The sequence below is a fragment of the Pseudomonas sp. B14(2017) genome, from assembly GCF_002113255.1.
Classification (GTDB): Bacteria; Pseudomonadota; Gammaproteobacteria; order Pseudomonadales; family Pseudomonadaceae; genus Aquipseudomonas; species Aquipseudomonas putida_Z.
On the sequence record NZ_NEJY01000011.1, the window covers coordinates 141,428 to 155,578 of the forward strand.

The following is a 14,151-nucleotide window of genomic DNA, read 5'->3' on the forward strand; positions in this document are numbered from 1 at the left end:
GTGGCGTCGCCCGGCAGGAGCAACAGCCTCCTGCCGGGTGCGATGGCGCTGGGGTTCACTCACGCAGTTTGGTTGTGAATCGTTCCTTGAACGACCGTCCTTTGTATTCCATCCGCGCCTCGAAGGTTTCTCGTCCATCGGACATGTGGTGGTCTTCAAGGTGATCATTCTCGAACTTGCCATCACCACCGACATGCGCGACTCCTGGCCACGAACCACCGGCGGCGAACACCTCGATCTTGGCGCCTGGCGGGGTAGCCTGCCCGCTCAGACGGATCTTGCCGTTCGCTTGCCGCTGCGCGACAAGCTCCGTCACCGTTGGGTATTCGACCACCTGGAACGTCTTGAGGGTATCGGGCTTGCCTTCGATCCGGGCCTTGAGCAGATGCTCGCCGTCCTCCAGATAGTCAGCTGTCAAATGGTCGTTGACGAACTGCAGGTGCTGGTCGACCGTGGCAATCAAGGGGAGGTTTCCGGGCCGGTCCAGAACCTGAATATGTTTCCCTTGCGGGCTGGCGTGGCCATCGACGAGCAGGTCGCGCGAAGGTAGCCAGAAACCCCAGAGGTCCAGGAGCTTGTCGTCATTGTTGCCGCCAAAGACAGGTATGGTGGTGAGATCCCTGCCGGGCTTTGGCAGGTTGAGCGCAGCAATGGCTGCAAGAGTGTCGGCGTCCGGGCGCAGGCCCCACCTCTTGAAATAGTCCGTCAGGTCGTACCCTGACGCTTTGCTCGCTTCGACCTGGAACAGTTTCTTCCGGCCAGCTTCGGTTCCGGGGTCGGCTTGCGCACGGACGCTCTGTTCGAGCCGGTGGTAGAACTGGTCGCCCAGGCCGTCGATATTGCGCAGTTGCTCGAACATGACGAGCATGACTGCGTTTTCAGTCTTGCTGCGGTTATCGAAATCGCGGTCTGCATCAGGCGCCGCCAGGTGCACAAGCGCCTTGTCCCAATGGCCAGGGCCCGGTTGTTCAGGCGACGTCCAGCCATTGTTGCGCAAAGTAGCCAGGGTATACACGTTGACCGTGACCTCGCCGAGGCTGGACCCACTCCATGTCCAGATCGGTGATTGGCGTTGGTGGCCTAGTTCATGCCAAATTCCCCAACTGCTTCTGACAGTCGCCGGGGTGAACATTCCCGAGTCGGGAAAGGGCAGCATGGCCCGATAGTCGCTGGCGGAAGGATTGATCCCCGAACGCGATTCAACGACCATGGGTCTTAGTGGGCTGGGTCTGTTGCGAGGATGCACGCTATCCAGCCCAGAGATAGCATCCTGGCCTTTTCTGATACCTTGCTCATAGATATCCAGCAGCACTTGCCCGTCCGGGTTGGCCTGCCTGGCACTTTGCAGCGAACCCACGACCAGAACGTGCTGGCTCGACAGCAAGGCATAGGGGATGGCCGAGTTGGCAAGCATGAACTGCCAGTCAGCTTGCTGGGTCGAGTTGGCGATGAAATAGGGTATCGGTTGCGCTGCCGCGCCAAGCCTGACCTGGATGTCTGGAGCCTTCTGGTCGATCGAATCGGTAACGTGGCGCACCCAAATCAACCCGCCGCGCACCGAAAACAGGTCATTGGCCCCTTCTTTCAACGTATAGCGCGACGGTATGGGCTCATTTTGCTCGGTCTTCCACGGATGGACCAGTGATGTGGTACCGACCATCAACTCTGTTTTCGCGCTTGCTGTCGACCCGCTTACATTGATGGTCAGGTCAGTGAAGGGGGTAACGTAGAACCCTGTGGGCTGCCAGTCAGCCCAGAGCATGTTCTGTTTCAGACGGTTACGCTCGGAGGTGTCCGTCGGCAGTGCCGAAACAGTAAAGTTGCGGGGTTGTGGATACCTTTCGGGCATTGTCTGGGTGTAAGAAGGATTGCGCGGTAATACCGCCGGTGACCACAGGGCCGTCCGCGCCGCTGTCGGGGCGCAGATTGCTAGCACGACCTTGCTGCCCTGATAGTCCAGGCAACGCTCCTCGGTGGGGTAGCTGTTTTGCAGGCGTACATGGCCTGAAGAGCCGTCTCTGAGGATCCAGAGTGATTCATCCCTGGAGGTATCGCAGGCCCCTGTTCGCGCTTGCCAACCCACGTTGATCAGGCACCGCTCGGTCCCGTCGGATGCCTTGTGACCGTTCACCAGCAGAATACGTCCGTCCTGCTCGCGCGCAGACCAGCTGGCGAACGAGTCGTTGATCGTGCAATTGCCCATTTCAAGTTCATTACCTTCACGTTTCGCGCGCAGGCAGCTGGCTGGGTTGCCCTCATCTACCAGGTATTTGTTCTTGATGAAGGGCTCGCTCCTCGGCGCCGCTTCGGCGTAAACATCGCTGGCGGAAAGCGGCTGCAGGCACAGCAATGCCATGCCTGCAGCGAGTAAAGATACTCCTTGGGATCTGTATCGCCGAGTACCTACCAAGGCCGATGTGCTGGACATACTGTTCCCCTGTCATCGAAATGGCCCGCTACTGTTTGAGCGGTCTGCGCGAGCCTTTATCCGAATCCTGGGGTTGCAGCAAAAACGACACAACTGGCAGAAATATCAGGTAGTCATCTTCCGAGTGGGCAAACTGCTGCGTTCGACCGCGCCGCCTACCACCGCATCCGCACCCCTAGGCTGCCAATCAACCCGTTCAGATCATTGTCGTCCACATCACTGCTGTAGTCGGCACTGACAAACAGCGCCACCGAAGGCGTCACCCGCGCCACCAGCCCCAACCCCAGTTCCACCGTGGTCGAGTAGCGCGAGCTGGAGATCTTGTCGACCTGGTCCAGTTTCACCTCATCGGCATTGCTGAAGTCATACCACACGTTGGTCCGCACATAGGGTTCGATCGGCATGCCGCGTACTTCATAACGCCCGGACAGCCTGGCGCCGACCCGGCCGCTCCAGCTCGGCTGGCTGTCGAAGGCCTGCAAGGTCTCTTCCTGCGCCCGGCTGCCGGGGAAGAACTGCTGGTTGATCAACTGCGCCTGCGGCTCGATCACCCAGCCGCCACCCAGGCCGATGGGGATGCCGCCTTCCAGCGAGAAGGTCATCGCGTGGCCGCTGTCATCCAGTCGCTGGCCGTTCTCGCCACGGCCATTGACGTCGATGCGCGAACCCATGGCCACGGCATCCAGGTGCCAGCCCTGTTCATGGGTCATGCTCCAGTAAACCCCCAGGCTTTCACCGCTGAGGTTCACGGCGTTGCGTTGCTTGTCGCCCAACAGCCGGCGCATGCCGTTGAAGCTGGTCTGCAGGTTGTTTTGCCCCACGAAGATCCCCGCGCGGTGCACATTGCCCGCTGCAGTTTCACGCACGAACAGGTCCGGGCCGATCGTCAGTTGCTGGCTGGGTGCCTCCAGCTGTTCCGGGGGCTGCGCGCCACCGCGCGCGGTGGTGGGGAAGAACTGCGCCCACTGGCTGGCGACCAGGTCCGGTGCAGCCTGCCCATGGCGTTCGCTCATCTTCTGCGAGAACGCATTCAAGGTACCGATACTCAAGCCACTGGCGCTGACCGGGTCGAGCGACAGCTGTGGTACTGCCGGTTGGTGCAGGAAACCGGGCGAGGCCGGGTCGTCCTGCAGTTCATACGCGATAGTTTCCACCGGGGTTGCCAGAAGCAGCGACGTGGAAACCGCGTAGAAAATGCTGTCGAAGCGCAAGAGGTTCGAGGTGCTTTTCATGGCGGATCTCCTTTGTTTTTGTGTTACAGCCCTAGGACCTGGCCTGTTGTCACGAGCTGTACGGCAAAAACAGTGGGCGACCCAAACCAGCACGCCAGGCTTTCGCCAGCGCGCACGAAGGCGCGAGCTAGAGGCCCGGCGCGAGATCTTTACTGCTTGATATGTTCAGCTAAGGAGAGGCCGCCGCTTGCGTCAAGAAAGTGTGAAGGAAGTGTTCAGGATCCGTGGTTTTGTTCAACGTGTTGAATCTTTTGATAAATCTGCGAGGTATAGCGGGGTTCGCTATTTGTCGTGGCGTGGCTATGAAGAATGATTGCTAAGCCTGACTTCGACCGACAACGGCAGGTGGTCCGACAGGTGCGACCAAGGTTTGTGCCCCAGAATCCGCGGCCCATGGCTTTCGGCGTTGCGCAGGTAGACACGGTCCAGGCGCAACAGCGGCAGCCGCGCAGGATAGGTGCGGGCCAGGTGCCCATGGTGGCGCTCGAAGGCCTCGTGCAGGTCACGCTGCAGGCCCAGGGTGCGGTTGCCGTGGGATTTCCAGTCGTTGAAATCGCCGGCGATGATCACCGGGGCCTCGGCGGGCAAGGACTCGAGCAGCTTGCGCAGCAGTTGCAGTTGTTTCTGGCGATGGCTTTCCAGTAACGACAGGTGCACGCAGATGGCATGCACCTGGTGTTGGCCGGGCACGTCGAGGATGCAGTGCAGCAGGCCACGTCGTTCGGGGCCGGTGATCGACACGTCGAGGTTGCGATGTTCGATGATCGGGTATTTGGACAGCAGCGCATTGCCGTGATGGCCGTCGGGGTAGACCGCGTTGCGGCCGTAGGCGAAGTCGCTCCACATGCTGTCGGCGAGGAACTCGTACTGAGAAGTCTGCGGCCAGCCGGGGTAGCGCGCGGCGTGGCGGTCGTGGCTGCCGAGCACTTCCTGGAGGAAGACGATGTCGGCCTGGGTGCTGCGCACCGCCTCGCGCAGTTCCGGCAGGATGAAGCGCCGGTTGAAGGCGGTGAAGCCCTTGTGGGTATTCACCGTCAGTACCTGCAGCCGCTTCACGGCCGGGGCCTGGTTGACACTGGCGAAACCTTTACTGCCGGCTTCGGGGTTCACGGTTACTCCTCAATGGCGGGTGCATGGGTGTTGTATGTCCCGGCCCTATCGCCGGCAAGCCGGCTCCCACAGGTAACGCACAGGCCCGTCGGCCAGCGGATTACCTGTGGGAGCTGGCTTGCCGGCGATGAGGCCAGTACAGGCAACCGATACACAATGGGACCGACGATGGTCCCCCGGGGTTCACTCCTCATCACGCTGCAACACCATCAGCAGCAACGATCGCCCCTTCACCTCAAAGGTGCTGTCGAACTGCAGATGCTGCCCCTTGCGCAGCTCTGGCCGGTCGGTATCGACCAGGCAGCTCCAGTAATCCCCCTCGGGCACGGTCGGCAACTCGAACGGTACGATGTCGTGGTGGGCATTGACGATCAGCAACACGGTGGCCTCGGCGCCTGGCCTGGCAATGCCGCTGACCTGGGCACGGCCATCGATCAGCATGCCCAGGCAACGCCCGTGCGGGTCTTCCCATTGCTCCACGCTCATCTCGTTGCCATCCGGTGCCAGCCAGGTCACATCCTTGACGCCGATCGCCTCATTGTAGTCGCCAACCAGGAAGCGCGAGCGGCGCAGTACCGGGTAGGCCAGGCGCAGGCGGGTCAGGCGCTTGACGAAAGCCAGCAGCTCTTTGCCCTCTTGGTCCAGGTCCCAGTTCACCCAGCCGATCTCGCTGTCCTGGCAATAGGCATTGTTGTTGCCGTGCTGGGTGCGGCTGAACTCGTCACCAGCGACGATCATCGGCGTGCCCTGGGCCAGCAGCAGGGTTGCGAAATAGTTGCGCATCTGGCGCATGCGCAGGGCATTCACGGCCGGGTCGTCGGTTGGCCCCTCGACACCGCAGTTCCACGACAGGTTGTTATCGGTGCCGTCCTGGTTGTTCTCGTCGTTGTCTTCGTTGTGCTTGTGGTTGTACGACACCAGGTCGCGCAAGGTGAAACCGTCGTGGGCGGTGACGAAGTTGACCGAGGCATAGGGGCGCCGGCCACGGTTGTTGAACATGTCCCCCGAGGCGGTCATGCGGGAGGCAAAGTCGGCCAGTTGGCCTTCGTCGCCTTTCCAGAAGGCGCGCACGGTGTCGCGGAAGCGGTCGTTCCACTCTGCCCAGCCCGGGGCGAAGTTGCCCACCTGGTAGCCGCCCGGGCCGCAGTCCCAGGGCTCGGCAATCAGCTTCACCTGGCTCAGCATCGGGTCCTGGCGGCAGGCGACGAGGAAACCGTGGCGTTCGCTGTAGCCGTCGTGGTAGCGGCCAAGGATGGTCGCCAGGTCGAAGCGGAAGCCGTCCACGTGCATTTCGCCGGCCCAGTAGCGCAGCGAGTCGGTGACCAGCTGCAGCACGCAGGGGTGGCTCAGGTCCAGGGTGTTGCCGGTGCCGGAATCGTTGATGTAGTAACGCTTGTCGTCCGGCATCAGGCGATAGTAGGAGGCGTTGTCGATACCGCGCATCGACAGCGTCGGGCCGCGCTCGTTGCCTTCGGCGGTGTGGTTGTAGACCACGTCGAGGATCACCTCCAGCCCGGCGTCGTGCAGGTGCGCGACCATTTCCTTGAATTCGGCGATCTTGCCGCTGGCCAGGTAGCGCGGGTGTGGGGCGAAGAAGGCGATGCTGTTGTAGCCCCAGTAGTTGTTCAGGCCCTTGTCCAGCAGGTGCTGGTCGTTGACGAAGGCGTGAATCGGCAGCAGCTCGATGCTGGAAACGCCCAGCTCCTTGATGTGTTTGAGCAACTCGTCATTGGCCAGGCCGGCGAAGGTGCCGCGCAGTTCTTCCGGTACCGCCGGGTGGCGCATGCTGATGCCACGGGTGTGGGCCTCGTAGATGATCGTGCGCTCCCAGGGGATCAGCACGCGCTGGTCGCGGCCCCAGGTGAAGGCAGGGTCGATCACCTTGCACTTGGGCACGAACGGCGCGCTGTCGCGCTCGTCGAACGACAGGTCGCCGTCGGGGTGGCCGATGGTGTAGCCGAACAGTGCTTCGGACCATTGCAGGCTGCCGACCAGTTGCTTGGCATACGGGTCGATCAGCAGTTTGTTGGGGTTGAAGCGGTGGCCGTTCTCCGGCTCGTACGGGCCGTGCACGCGGTAGCCGTAGACCAGCCCTGGGTGCGCGTCGGGCAGGTAGCCGTGGTAGATCTCGTCGGTGTATTCGGGTAGCTCGATGCGTTCGATTTCGTGCTCGCCGGTGGAGTCGAACAGGCACAGCTCGACCTTGGTGGCGTTGGCCGAGAACAGGGCAAAGTTGACCCCAAGGCCATCCCAGGTGGCGCCGAGGGGGAAGGGCAGGCCTTCGCGGATACGCGACGGGGCGACCGAGCGGGTTTTCTTCGGGGTGCGGGGGCTCATGGCGGTCCTCTAGTGGCCGTGGTGAAGGGGGGGTTGTGTAGTCCTGTCCTGGCCCTACTGCCGGCAAGCCAGCTTCCACAAGGTCTCCACAGGTCTCAAAACCGGCGCTGTACTTGTGGGAGCTGGCTTGCCGGCGATAGGGCCAGGACAGGCTTAACCGGCAGAAGGCTTTTTCACCGCCCGGGTCTTTTTCGCCATAGCCGGTTTAACCCCCGGCAGGGCAGCCACTTTGGGCTCGGCAGGCGCCTTCGGTTCAGCCGCTACCTTGGGCTTGGCCGGCGCCCGCTTGCGCGGCGCCGCCTTGGGTGCCAGCGCCTCGGCTTCGGCCAGCTTGCGCGCCATGTCCCAATGGCGGTCCTCCTGGCCGGCGGGCTTACCCTCGGATTCCCAGATCTGGTAGGCAAATTCGCGGATACGTTTTTCATCAACACTCATCATGACGCTCCTGATGCTCAAGATTGTTGTATCAGCAGGTTGACCGGAAACTCCGCCAGCACGGCGCTCAACAACAGCTCCCTGCAAGAGCTGACAGCAGCACTGGGGAAAAGTCCCGTCGAGTTGGCAGGCGACAAGGCAAACGGCAGGCTTACCCGGGTGTCGTCCCAGTTCTGTGCCGGGATCAGGGGTATCGGTGCACCTGCCAGCAGGGTACTGGCCAGGCGTGGCGCGATGATGACGGCCCGTTCGCCTTCGCCAAGGCGGGCGAACGCCACCACCTTGTCGGCATGCCGGCCATGCACGGTCAGCGGCAGGTAGGCGCCACGGCGGAACAGCTCGGCGTGGGCCTGGCGGCAGTCCAGCACCCGGGCGATCAGCGCCTGCTTGAGGCGGCCGTCGCGCCAGTGTTCCAGCAGCTCGGCTACCGGCGTTGCATCGTCCAGGGTGCGACGCCGGCAGGCGTAGTCCACGGCGCGACGGTTATCCGGGTCGACCAGGCTGAAATCCCAGTATTCGTTGCCTTGGTACAGGTCCGGCACGCCCGGCGTGGTCATGCGCAGCAGGGCCTGGACCAGGCCGTTGAGGGCACCGGGGCAGGCCAGCAGATGGGCGGCATCGGCCAGCGATTTGCGCAGCTGCTGGTTCTCGCCGTCCAGCAATAGCCCATCGATGTAGCGGGCGCAGGCGTTTTCGTATGCTTCGTTCGGCGCGCTCCAGCTGCTGCGCAGCTTGGCCTCGCGCAAAGCCTTCTGCTGCCACTTGCTGATGCGTTCGGCGTACTGGCCAAGGGCGTTGTCATCGTGCAGGTCGAGGTCCAGAGGCCAACTGCCCAGCAAGGTCTGCAACAGCATCAGCTCGTCGCCGGGGCTGGGCGCCGGGCCGTCATCCAGTTGCGTGCGCAACGGCGTGGCCAGTTCGCGCCAGTGTTCCATGCGGCTGGCCAGCCACGGGCCGCGCTCGCTGAGCACGGCCAGGCGCGCACGGGTGTCTTCGCCGCGCTTGTGGTCATGGGTGGCGCTGGCCAGCAGGTTGTCGGGGAAGTCACGCAGGCGCCGCTGGGCCTCGTTGTGGAAGTGCTCGAGCGGGGCGCTGAAACGCTCGGCGTCGAAGCCCACATCGTTGCGCGACAGCAGCCGCGCGCTGCGGTAGAACGCGGTGTCTTCCACGGCCTTGGCGGCACTGGGCGCGGTCAGTTGCTGGAAGCGCACGCAGGCGTGGCGCAGCTGCTTGCGTGCCCGGCCTGCTGGCAGGCGGCGCCAGGCTTGCCCGCCCAGCCATTGTTGCAGGTGCTCGAGTAGCGGCCAGTCGGCTTCGCCCAGGTCCTGCCGGGCATTGGCCAGGGCCTGCTGGAAAAACCCTTCGTCTTCTGCCGGGCGCCCGCAGGCACTGAAGTAGGTGCGGTACACCGGGTAATGCGCCACCAGTGCCTGCAAGGCACGGCGGATCGCGCCCAGGGTCAGGTCGCGGGTCATCAGGTCGTTGCGCGCCACCTGCAACAGCGCCTGGGCCACCGACTCACAGTCGCCGGCCAGGCTGGCATTGAGCACAAGGTGGCGGGCCTGGCGCACTTCTTCGGGGAAGTCGGGGCGTTCGCTCACACTGGCCCACAGCTCGGTCAGCGCTGCTTCGCCCGCCGGGTCGTGCTGCAGCAGCGAAACCTGGTTCATGAATTCATAGCCGGTAGTGCCGTCGGTAAGCCAGTCGCGGTGCAGGTGCTCGTTGGCGCCGAGGATCTTCTCCACATAGATCGGGAAATGCTCCAGGGCGGCGTTCAACGGCCGCCGTGCCAGCAGGCCATCGACCCGCCGGCGCAGCTTGCGGCAGTAACCGCGCGGGTCGGCCAGGCCGTCGATATGGTCGATGCGCAGGCCGTCCACCAGGCCGCGCTCGATCAGTTCGAACAGCTTGGCGTGGGTGGCCTCGAACACCACCGCGCGTTCCACCCGCAGGCCGCCCAGCTCGTTGATGTCGAAGAAGCGCCGCCAGTTGATGTCGTCGGCGGCGGTACGCCAGCTGGCCAGACGGTAGGTCTGGCGCTCCAGCAGCAGGTGCAGGCGCTTGAAGCCATTCTCGCTACGGCTGTCGAACGCCACCAGGGCCGATTCGAGGTCGGCGCCTTCGCCTGCCAGGCGCGCCAGTTCGGCTTGCAGGGGCAGGGCGTCGGCCAGCGGCGTGGCCGATGCGTTCAACGCGGTGAAGCGTTCGGCCAGGGCCTTGAGCGCCGGCTCCGGGCTGAGGGCAAGAATCCAGCCATAGTCGACCGGGCAGATCGGGAAGCGGTGTTGGTAATGGGCGATTTGCAGCAGCCCATGGTGCTTGTCGAACTCAAGCGGTATCTCGCCATTTTTCAGCGCCACGCCATAGTCGCTGGCGAGGAACGGCAACAGCAGCTGGCCGGCCAGCAGTGGGTCGCTGGAATGCCACTGGATGTCGAAGAATTCTGCATAGGGGCTGCGCCGGCCCCAGGCCAGCAGGCTCTGCCACCAGGGGTTGTCGGCACCGCCCACGGCCATGTGGTTGGACACCGTGTCGAGGATCAGCCCCATGCCGTGCTGGCGCAGGGCGGCGACCAGCCGTTGCAGCGCCGCTTCGCCGCCCAGCTCGGGGTTGACGCAGGTCGGGTCTACCACGTCGTAGCCGTGGCGCGAACCGGCGCGGGCCTTGAGGATGGGCGAGGCATACAGGTGGCTGATACCCAACTGGGCGAAGTACGGCACCAGCGGCACGGCGTGATCGAGGGTGAAATCACTGTGAAACTGCAGGCGCAGGGTCGCGGTCAGCGCTTTCATCGGTCACGCTCCCAGGCTTGTTCGCGGGCCTGGGCCAGCAGTTCCAGGCGCCGTGCGGCGTCTTCGTCGTCGAGCAGTTCACGTACCGGCCGGGCGAAGCGTCGGCGCCAGTTGGGGTGGCCGGCGGTGGTGCCCGGCAGATTGGGTTGCTCGTCGCAACCCAGCAGGTCTTCCAGCGGCACCAGCACCAGCGGTGCGCGGGTGTGGCCAACGTAGCGAATGGCGGCGTCGATCAGCGCATCGTTGTCCGGTAGCGTGCCGTAGTTGGCCTCCAGGGTGCGGCGCAGGCCGTCGTGCTCCTTCTGCCGCTCGTGGCGCCAGTGCAGTTCGGTGGCAGCATCGATCAGTTGCAGGCGGTGGCTCCAGTCGATGTCGCGGTTTTCCAGCCAGCCGGCCAGCGGCGCCAGGTCGTGGGTGCCGGTGGTGGCCAGGGCGTTGTCCGGCCAGTCGAGAATCGGCTTGAAATGGCCGGGCTGGGTCTGCTCGAAGGGCAGCACGCGCATGCCCAGCACGGCCTTGGCCGCCAGTTGCTCGCGCAGGCCCTCCGGCACGGTGCCCAGGTCTTCGCCGAGGATGATTGCCTGGTGGCGCACCGACTCCAGCGCCAGCAGGCGCAGCAGGTCGTCCAGCGGGTAGTTGAGGTAGGCGCCTTCGCTGGGCTTGGCCCCCTGCGGGATCAGCCACAGCCGGCGCAGGCCCATGACATGGTCGATGCGCAGGCCGCCGGCGTGGGCGAGGTTGGCCCGCAGCATTTCGATGAAGGCGCGGTAGCCGTTGCGTTTGAGGCCTTCGGGCGAGAAGGCGCAGATGCCCCAGTCCTGGCCGGCACGGTTGAGGATGTCGGGCGGTGCGCCTACCTTCAGGCCTGCCAGCAGCTCGTCCTGGCGGCTCCAGGCCTGGCTGCCGGCACCGTCGGCGCCCACCGCCAGGTCAGCGATCAGGCCCACCGCCATGCCGTTGCCGCGCGCTGCTTCCTGGGCGCGTTGCAGGCCCCGTTCGGTCAGCCATTGGCAAAAGGCATGGAACTCGATCTTGGCCGGGTAGGCGTTGGCGAAGGCCTCCACTTCCGGGTGGTACGGGTCGTGCCAGGCCTTGGGCCAGTGGCGCCAGTCGGCGCCCAGGCCATGCTCCACGGCCTGGGCCTGCAGCACCTCGAAGCGGCAATGGTGCTCCAGGGCCTGGCCACCGGCTTCGCGGAAACTGTCGAAATCCTTGCGCAGCGGGTGGTCGCCCTGGCTGAAGCCCTGGTACAGGGCTTCGAGCAGGCGCAGGCGGGCGCTGGCGGCACGCGGCCAGTCAACCAGCGGGCCTTGCTCCAGGTCTTCCAGCTGTTGCTCCAGGCCGCAGGTTTCGATGGCCACGCGCACCTCCCGCTCGCCCAGCAGCGCGGCAGGGCTGGCGTAAAGGGTGTTGAGCAACAGGCGGCTGGAGGGCGAGTAGGGGCTGTAGTGCGTCTGGTCGATGGCCGACAGGGCGTGGATCGGGCTGATGGCCAAGGCATCGGCACCGCGCTCGGCGGCCGCGCGAGCCAGTTGTTCCAGGGCCAGGCAGTCGCCATAGCCGCCATCGCCGGGGCGGCGCAAGCTGTACAGCTGCACCGCCAGGCCCCAGCAGCGCGGTGGCGGCTGCTGCACGCGGTCTTCAAGGCTGTGGCAGCGTGGCGGGGCCACAGCCACGGTGAAGCGGCGGCTGTCGATTTCCACCTGGTGGTAGCCGATGGGCAGCGCTCCGGGCAGGCGGGCCTGGTCGTCAAGGCTGAGGGTGAGGGCGCTGTGGTCCTCCAAGGTGCAGTGCGCGACGCTGGCGGCGCTGAAGTAGCGCGCCAGTGCCAGTGGCTGGCCGAGGTCGGCGGTCAGCAGCGGCGGCAGGTGCTCACTGTCTTCGGCAGCGTCCACGGCGCGCAGGCTGGCGGCAATGGCGGCGTCATCGCTGGCCGGGTGGCCAAGGCCTTCAAGGATGTTGCGCAGTACCTCGTCGCTGACACGCTGGGGCCGGGCATTGGCGTCGATCCAGTCGCGGCTCAGCCCGACGCGGGTCGCCAGGCGGTGCAGGGCGGTTTCGCTCATGGGCGCTCCAGGGCAGGGGGAAGCAGGCTGACCACGCAGCTGTAGGCGGCCAGGTGGGTATCGGGGTGCCGGGTGTCGCTGCTGTCGAACAGGCGGTTGGCCGGCGCGGGCAACTCGACCCCCTGTGGGGTGGCGGCCAGGTTCAGGTCGATGCGCAGGGTGGTGCCATTGCCCAGGCACCAGCGTGCGGTCAGGGCCTTGTCGCCGTGTACTTCGGCGCCCAGCGCGCGGCTGCCGGGCAGGTGCGGGATCACATGGCGGCGGCGCAGTTCGAGCAGGTGCTGGTACAGGCCGTGCCAGCCGGCGATCACTTCCTTGCCTTGCGGGCGGGAGGCCTCGAAGGTCTGTTCGGCGTTGGGGTCGGGGATGCTTTGGCGTTGCTCGGGGTCGGCGAAGGCGGCGAAATGGGCGAACTCGCCGCGCCGGCCTTCGCGCACGGCGTCGGCCAGTTGGTCATGGAAGTCGGTGAAGAACAGGAACGGCCGGCAGCTGCCATCGTCATCGCCCATGAACAGCAGAGGGATCATCGGTGCCAGCAGCAACAGCCCGGTGGCCGCCCGCAGCGCCTGCGGTGGGCACAGGCGGGTCAGGCGCTCGCCCAGGGCACGGTTGCCGACCTGGTCATGGTTCTGCAGAAACAGCACGAAGGCGCTGGGTGGCAAGTGCGCGCTGGGCTCGCCGCGGGGCGTGCCATGGCGGTTGGCCTGGCCCTGGAACACGAAACCTTCGGCAAGGCAGCGGGCCAGCTGGTCGATGGGGCGCTGCTGGTAGTCGGCGTAGTAGCCTTCAGTTTCGCCGGTGAGCAGCACATGCAGGGCATTGTGGCCGTCGTCGTTCCACTGGGCGTCGAAGCCTTGCTCCAGCAGGAAGGCCTGGTTGTGCTCGTTCTCCAGTACCAGCCATACGTGGCGGCCGGGTTCCACCGCCGCACGTACCCTTTGCGCCAGCTCGACCAGGAAGTCGGGCTGGTCGATGGCGTGCACGGCATCCAGGCGCAGGCCGTCACAGCGGTAGTCGCACAACCACATCAGGGCGTTCTGGATGAAGTACTCGCGCACCTGCGGGCGACGGAAGTCGATGGCTGCGCCCCAGGGGGTCTGCCGGTCTTCGCGGAAGAACGGGCTGGCGTACTGGTGCAGGTAATTGCCGTCGGGGCCGAAGTGGTTGTACACCACATCGACCAGCACCATCAGCCCGTGGCCATGTGCCTGGTCGACCAGCGCACACAGCTGCTCGGGGCTGCCATAGGTGTTTTGCGGCGCATAGGGCAGCACGCCGTCGTAACCCCAGTTGCGCTCGCCAGGGAACTGCCCCAGCGGCATCAGCTCGACGGCGCTGATGCCCAGCTCGGCCAGGCGCGGCAGTTGCCGGGCGACCCCGGCGTAGCCGTCGAGCAGGCCGACATGCAGCTCCTGGATGACCGCTTCGTGCCAGGGCCGGCCTTGCCAGGGGTGTTGCCAGGCATAGCTGGCCACATCCACTACCTGGCTCGGCCCCTGCACGCCATCGGGCTGGTAGCGCGAGGCCGGGTCGGCTACCTGCAGTGCACCATCGATACGGTAGTGGTAACGGTCACCGGCCTGGCACGGGGCCACGCCGGTGAACCAGCCATCATCGTCGGGCAACAGCTCGATGGCCGGCTGTTGCTCTAGTTCCACGCTCACGCTGCGCGCATCCGGGGCCCAGAGGGCGAAGCGCGCCGACGTGGCGTCCAGCAGGTGTGCGCCATGTCTGTGCATCTTCGATTCCCC

8 protein-coding genes are annotated in these 14,151 nt (G+C 65.0%); all 8 read right to left on the reverse strand.

Annotation, left to right across the window (positions count from 1 at the left end):
• Positions 1-55 precede the first annotated feature (55 nt).
• Complete coding sequence (locus CAG34_RS13475) at positions 56-2,356, reverse strand: M60 family metallopeptidase (RefSeq protein WP_158091097.1); 2,301 nt, start codon at positions 2,354-2,356, stop codon at positions 56-58.
• A 227-nt stretch (positions 2,357-2,583) separates the two neighbouring features.
• Complete coding sequence (locus CAG34_RS13480; protein ID WP_085590522.1) at positions 2,584-3,660, reverse strand: autotransporter outer membrane beta-barrel domain-containing protein; 1,077 nt, start codon at positions 3,658-3,660, stop codon at positions 2,584-2,586.
• Between the two features lie 300 nt (positions 3,661-3,960).
• Positions 3,961-4,770 (reverse strand): endonuclease/exonuclease/phosphatase family protein, encoded by an 810-nt coding sequence (locus tag CAG34_RS13485; protein WP_025339815.1) that lies wholly within the window; start codon positions 4,768-4,770, stop codon positions 3,961-3,963.
• 183 nt (positions 4,771-4,953) lie between these two features.
• Positions 4,954-7,107, reverse strand: coding sequence for a glycogen debranching protein GlgX (gene glgX / locus CAG34_RS13490; protein ID WP_025339814.1), 2,154 nt, complete (start codon positions 7,105-7,107; stop codon positions 4,954-4,956).
• A 153-nt stretch (positions 7,108-7,260) separates the two neighbouring features.
• Positions 7,261-7,545: a DUF2934 domain-containing protein gene (locus tag CAG34_RS13495; protein WP_085590524.1), complete on the reverse strand. Its 285-nt coding sequence runs from the start codon at positions 7,543-7,545 to the stop codon at positions 7,261-7,263.
• A 14-nt stretch (positions 7,546-7,559) separates the two neighbouring features.
• Positions 7,560-10,334 (reverse strand): malto-oligosyltrehalose synthase, encoded by a 2,775-nt coding sequence (locus tag CAG34_RS13500; RefSeq protein ID WP_085590526.1) that lies wholly within the window; start codon positions 10,332-10,334, stop codon positions 7,560-7,562.
• Positions 10,331-12,400 (reverse strand): 4-alpha-glucanotransferase, encoded by a 2,070-nt coding sequence (malQ, locus tag CAG34_RS13505; RefSeq protein WP_085590528.1) that lies wholly within the window; start codon positions 12,398-12,400, stop codon positions 10,331-10,333. The genes CAG34_RS13500 and malQ overlap by 4 nt, the downstream gene beginning before the upstream one ends.
• Entirely contained in the window at positions 12,397-14,139 is a 1,743-nt protein-coding gene (gene treZ, locus CAG34_RS13510; protein WP_085590530.1) for a malto-oligosyltrehalose trehalohydrolase, read from the reverse strand. Before treZ ends, malQ begins: the two co-directional genes overlap by 4 nt.
• Between the last annotated feature and the right edge of the window lie 12 nt (positions 14,140-14,151).

Bases quoted from the DNA above. Each gene is read 5' to 3' on its own strand.
- CAG34_RS13495 (WP_085590524.1), bottom strand. From the start codon at position 7,545: ATGATGAGTGTTGATGAAAAACGTATCCGCGAATTTGCCTACCAGATC.
- treZ (WP_085590530.1), bottom strand. From the start codon at position 14,139: ATGCACAGACATGGCGCACACCTGCTGGACGCCACGTCGGCGCGCTTC.
- CAG34_RS13500 (WP_085590526.1), bottom strand. From the start codon at position 10,334: ATGAAAGCGCTGACCGCGACCCTGCGCCTGCAGTTTCACAGTGATTTC.
- CAG34_RS13480 (WP_085590522.1), bottom strand. From the start codon at position 3,660: ATGAAAAGCACCTCGAACCTCTTGCGCTTCGACAGCATTTTCTACGCG.
- malQ (WP_085590528.1), bottom strand. From the start codon at position 12,400: ATGAGCGAAACCGCCCTGCACCGCCTGGCGACCCGCGTCGGGCTGAGC.
- glgX (WP_025339814.1), bottom strand. From the start codon at position 7,107: ATGAGCCCCCGCACCCCGAAGAAAACCCGCTCGGTCGCCCCGTCGCGT.
- CAG34_RS13475 (WP_158091097.1), bottom strand. From the start codon at position 2,356: ATGGCATTGCTGTGCCTGCAGCCGCTTTCCGCCAGCGATGTTTACGCC.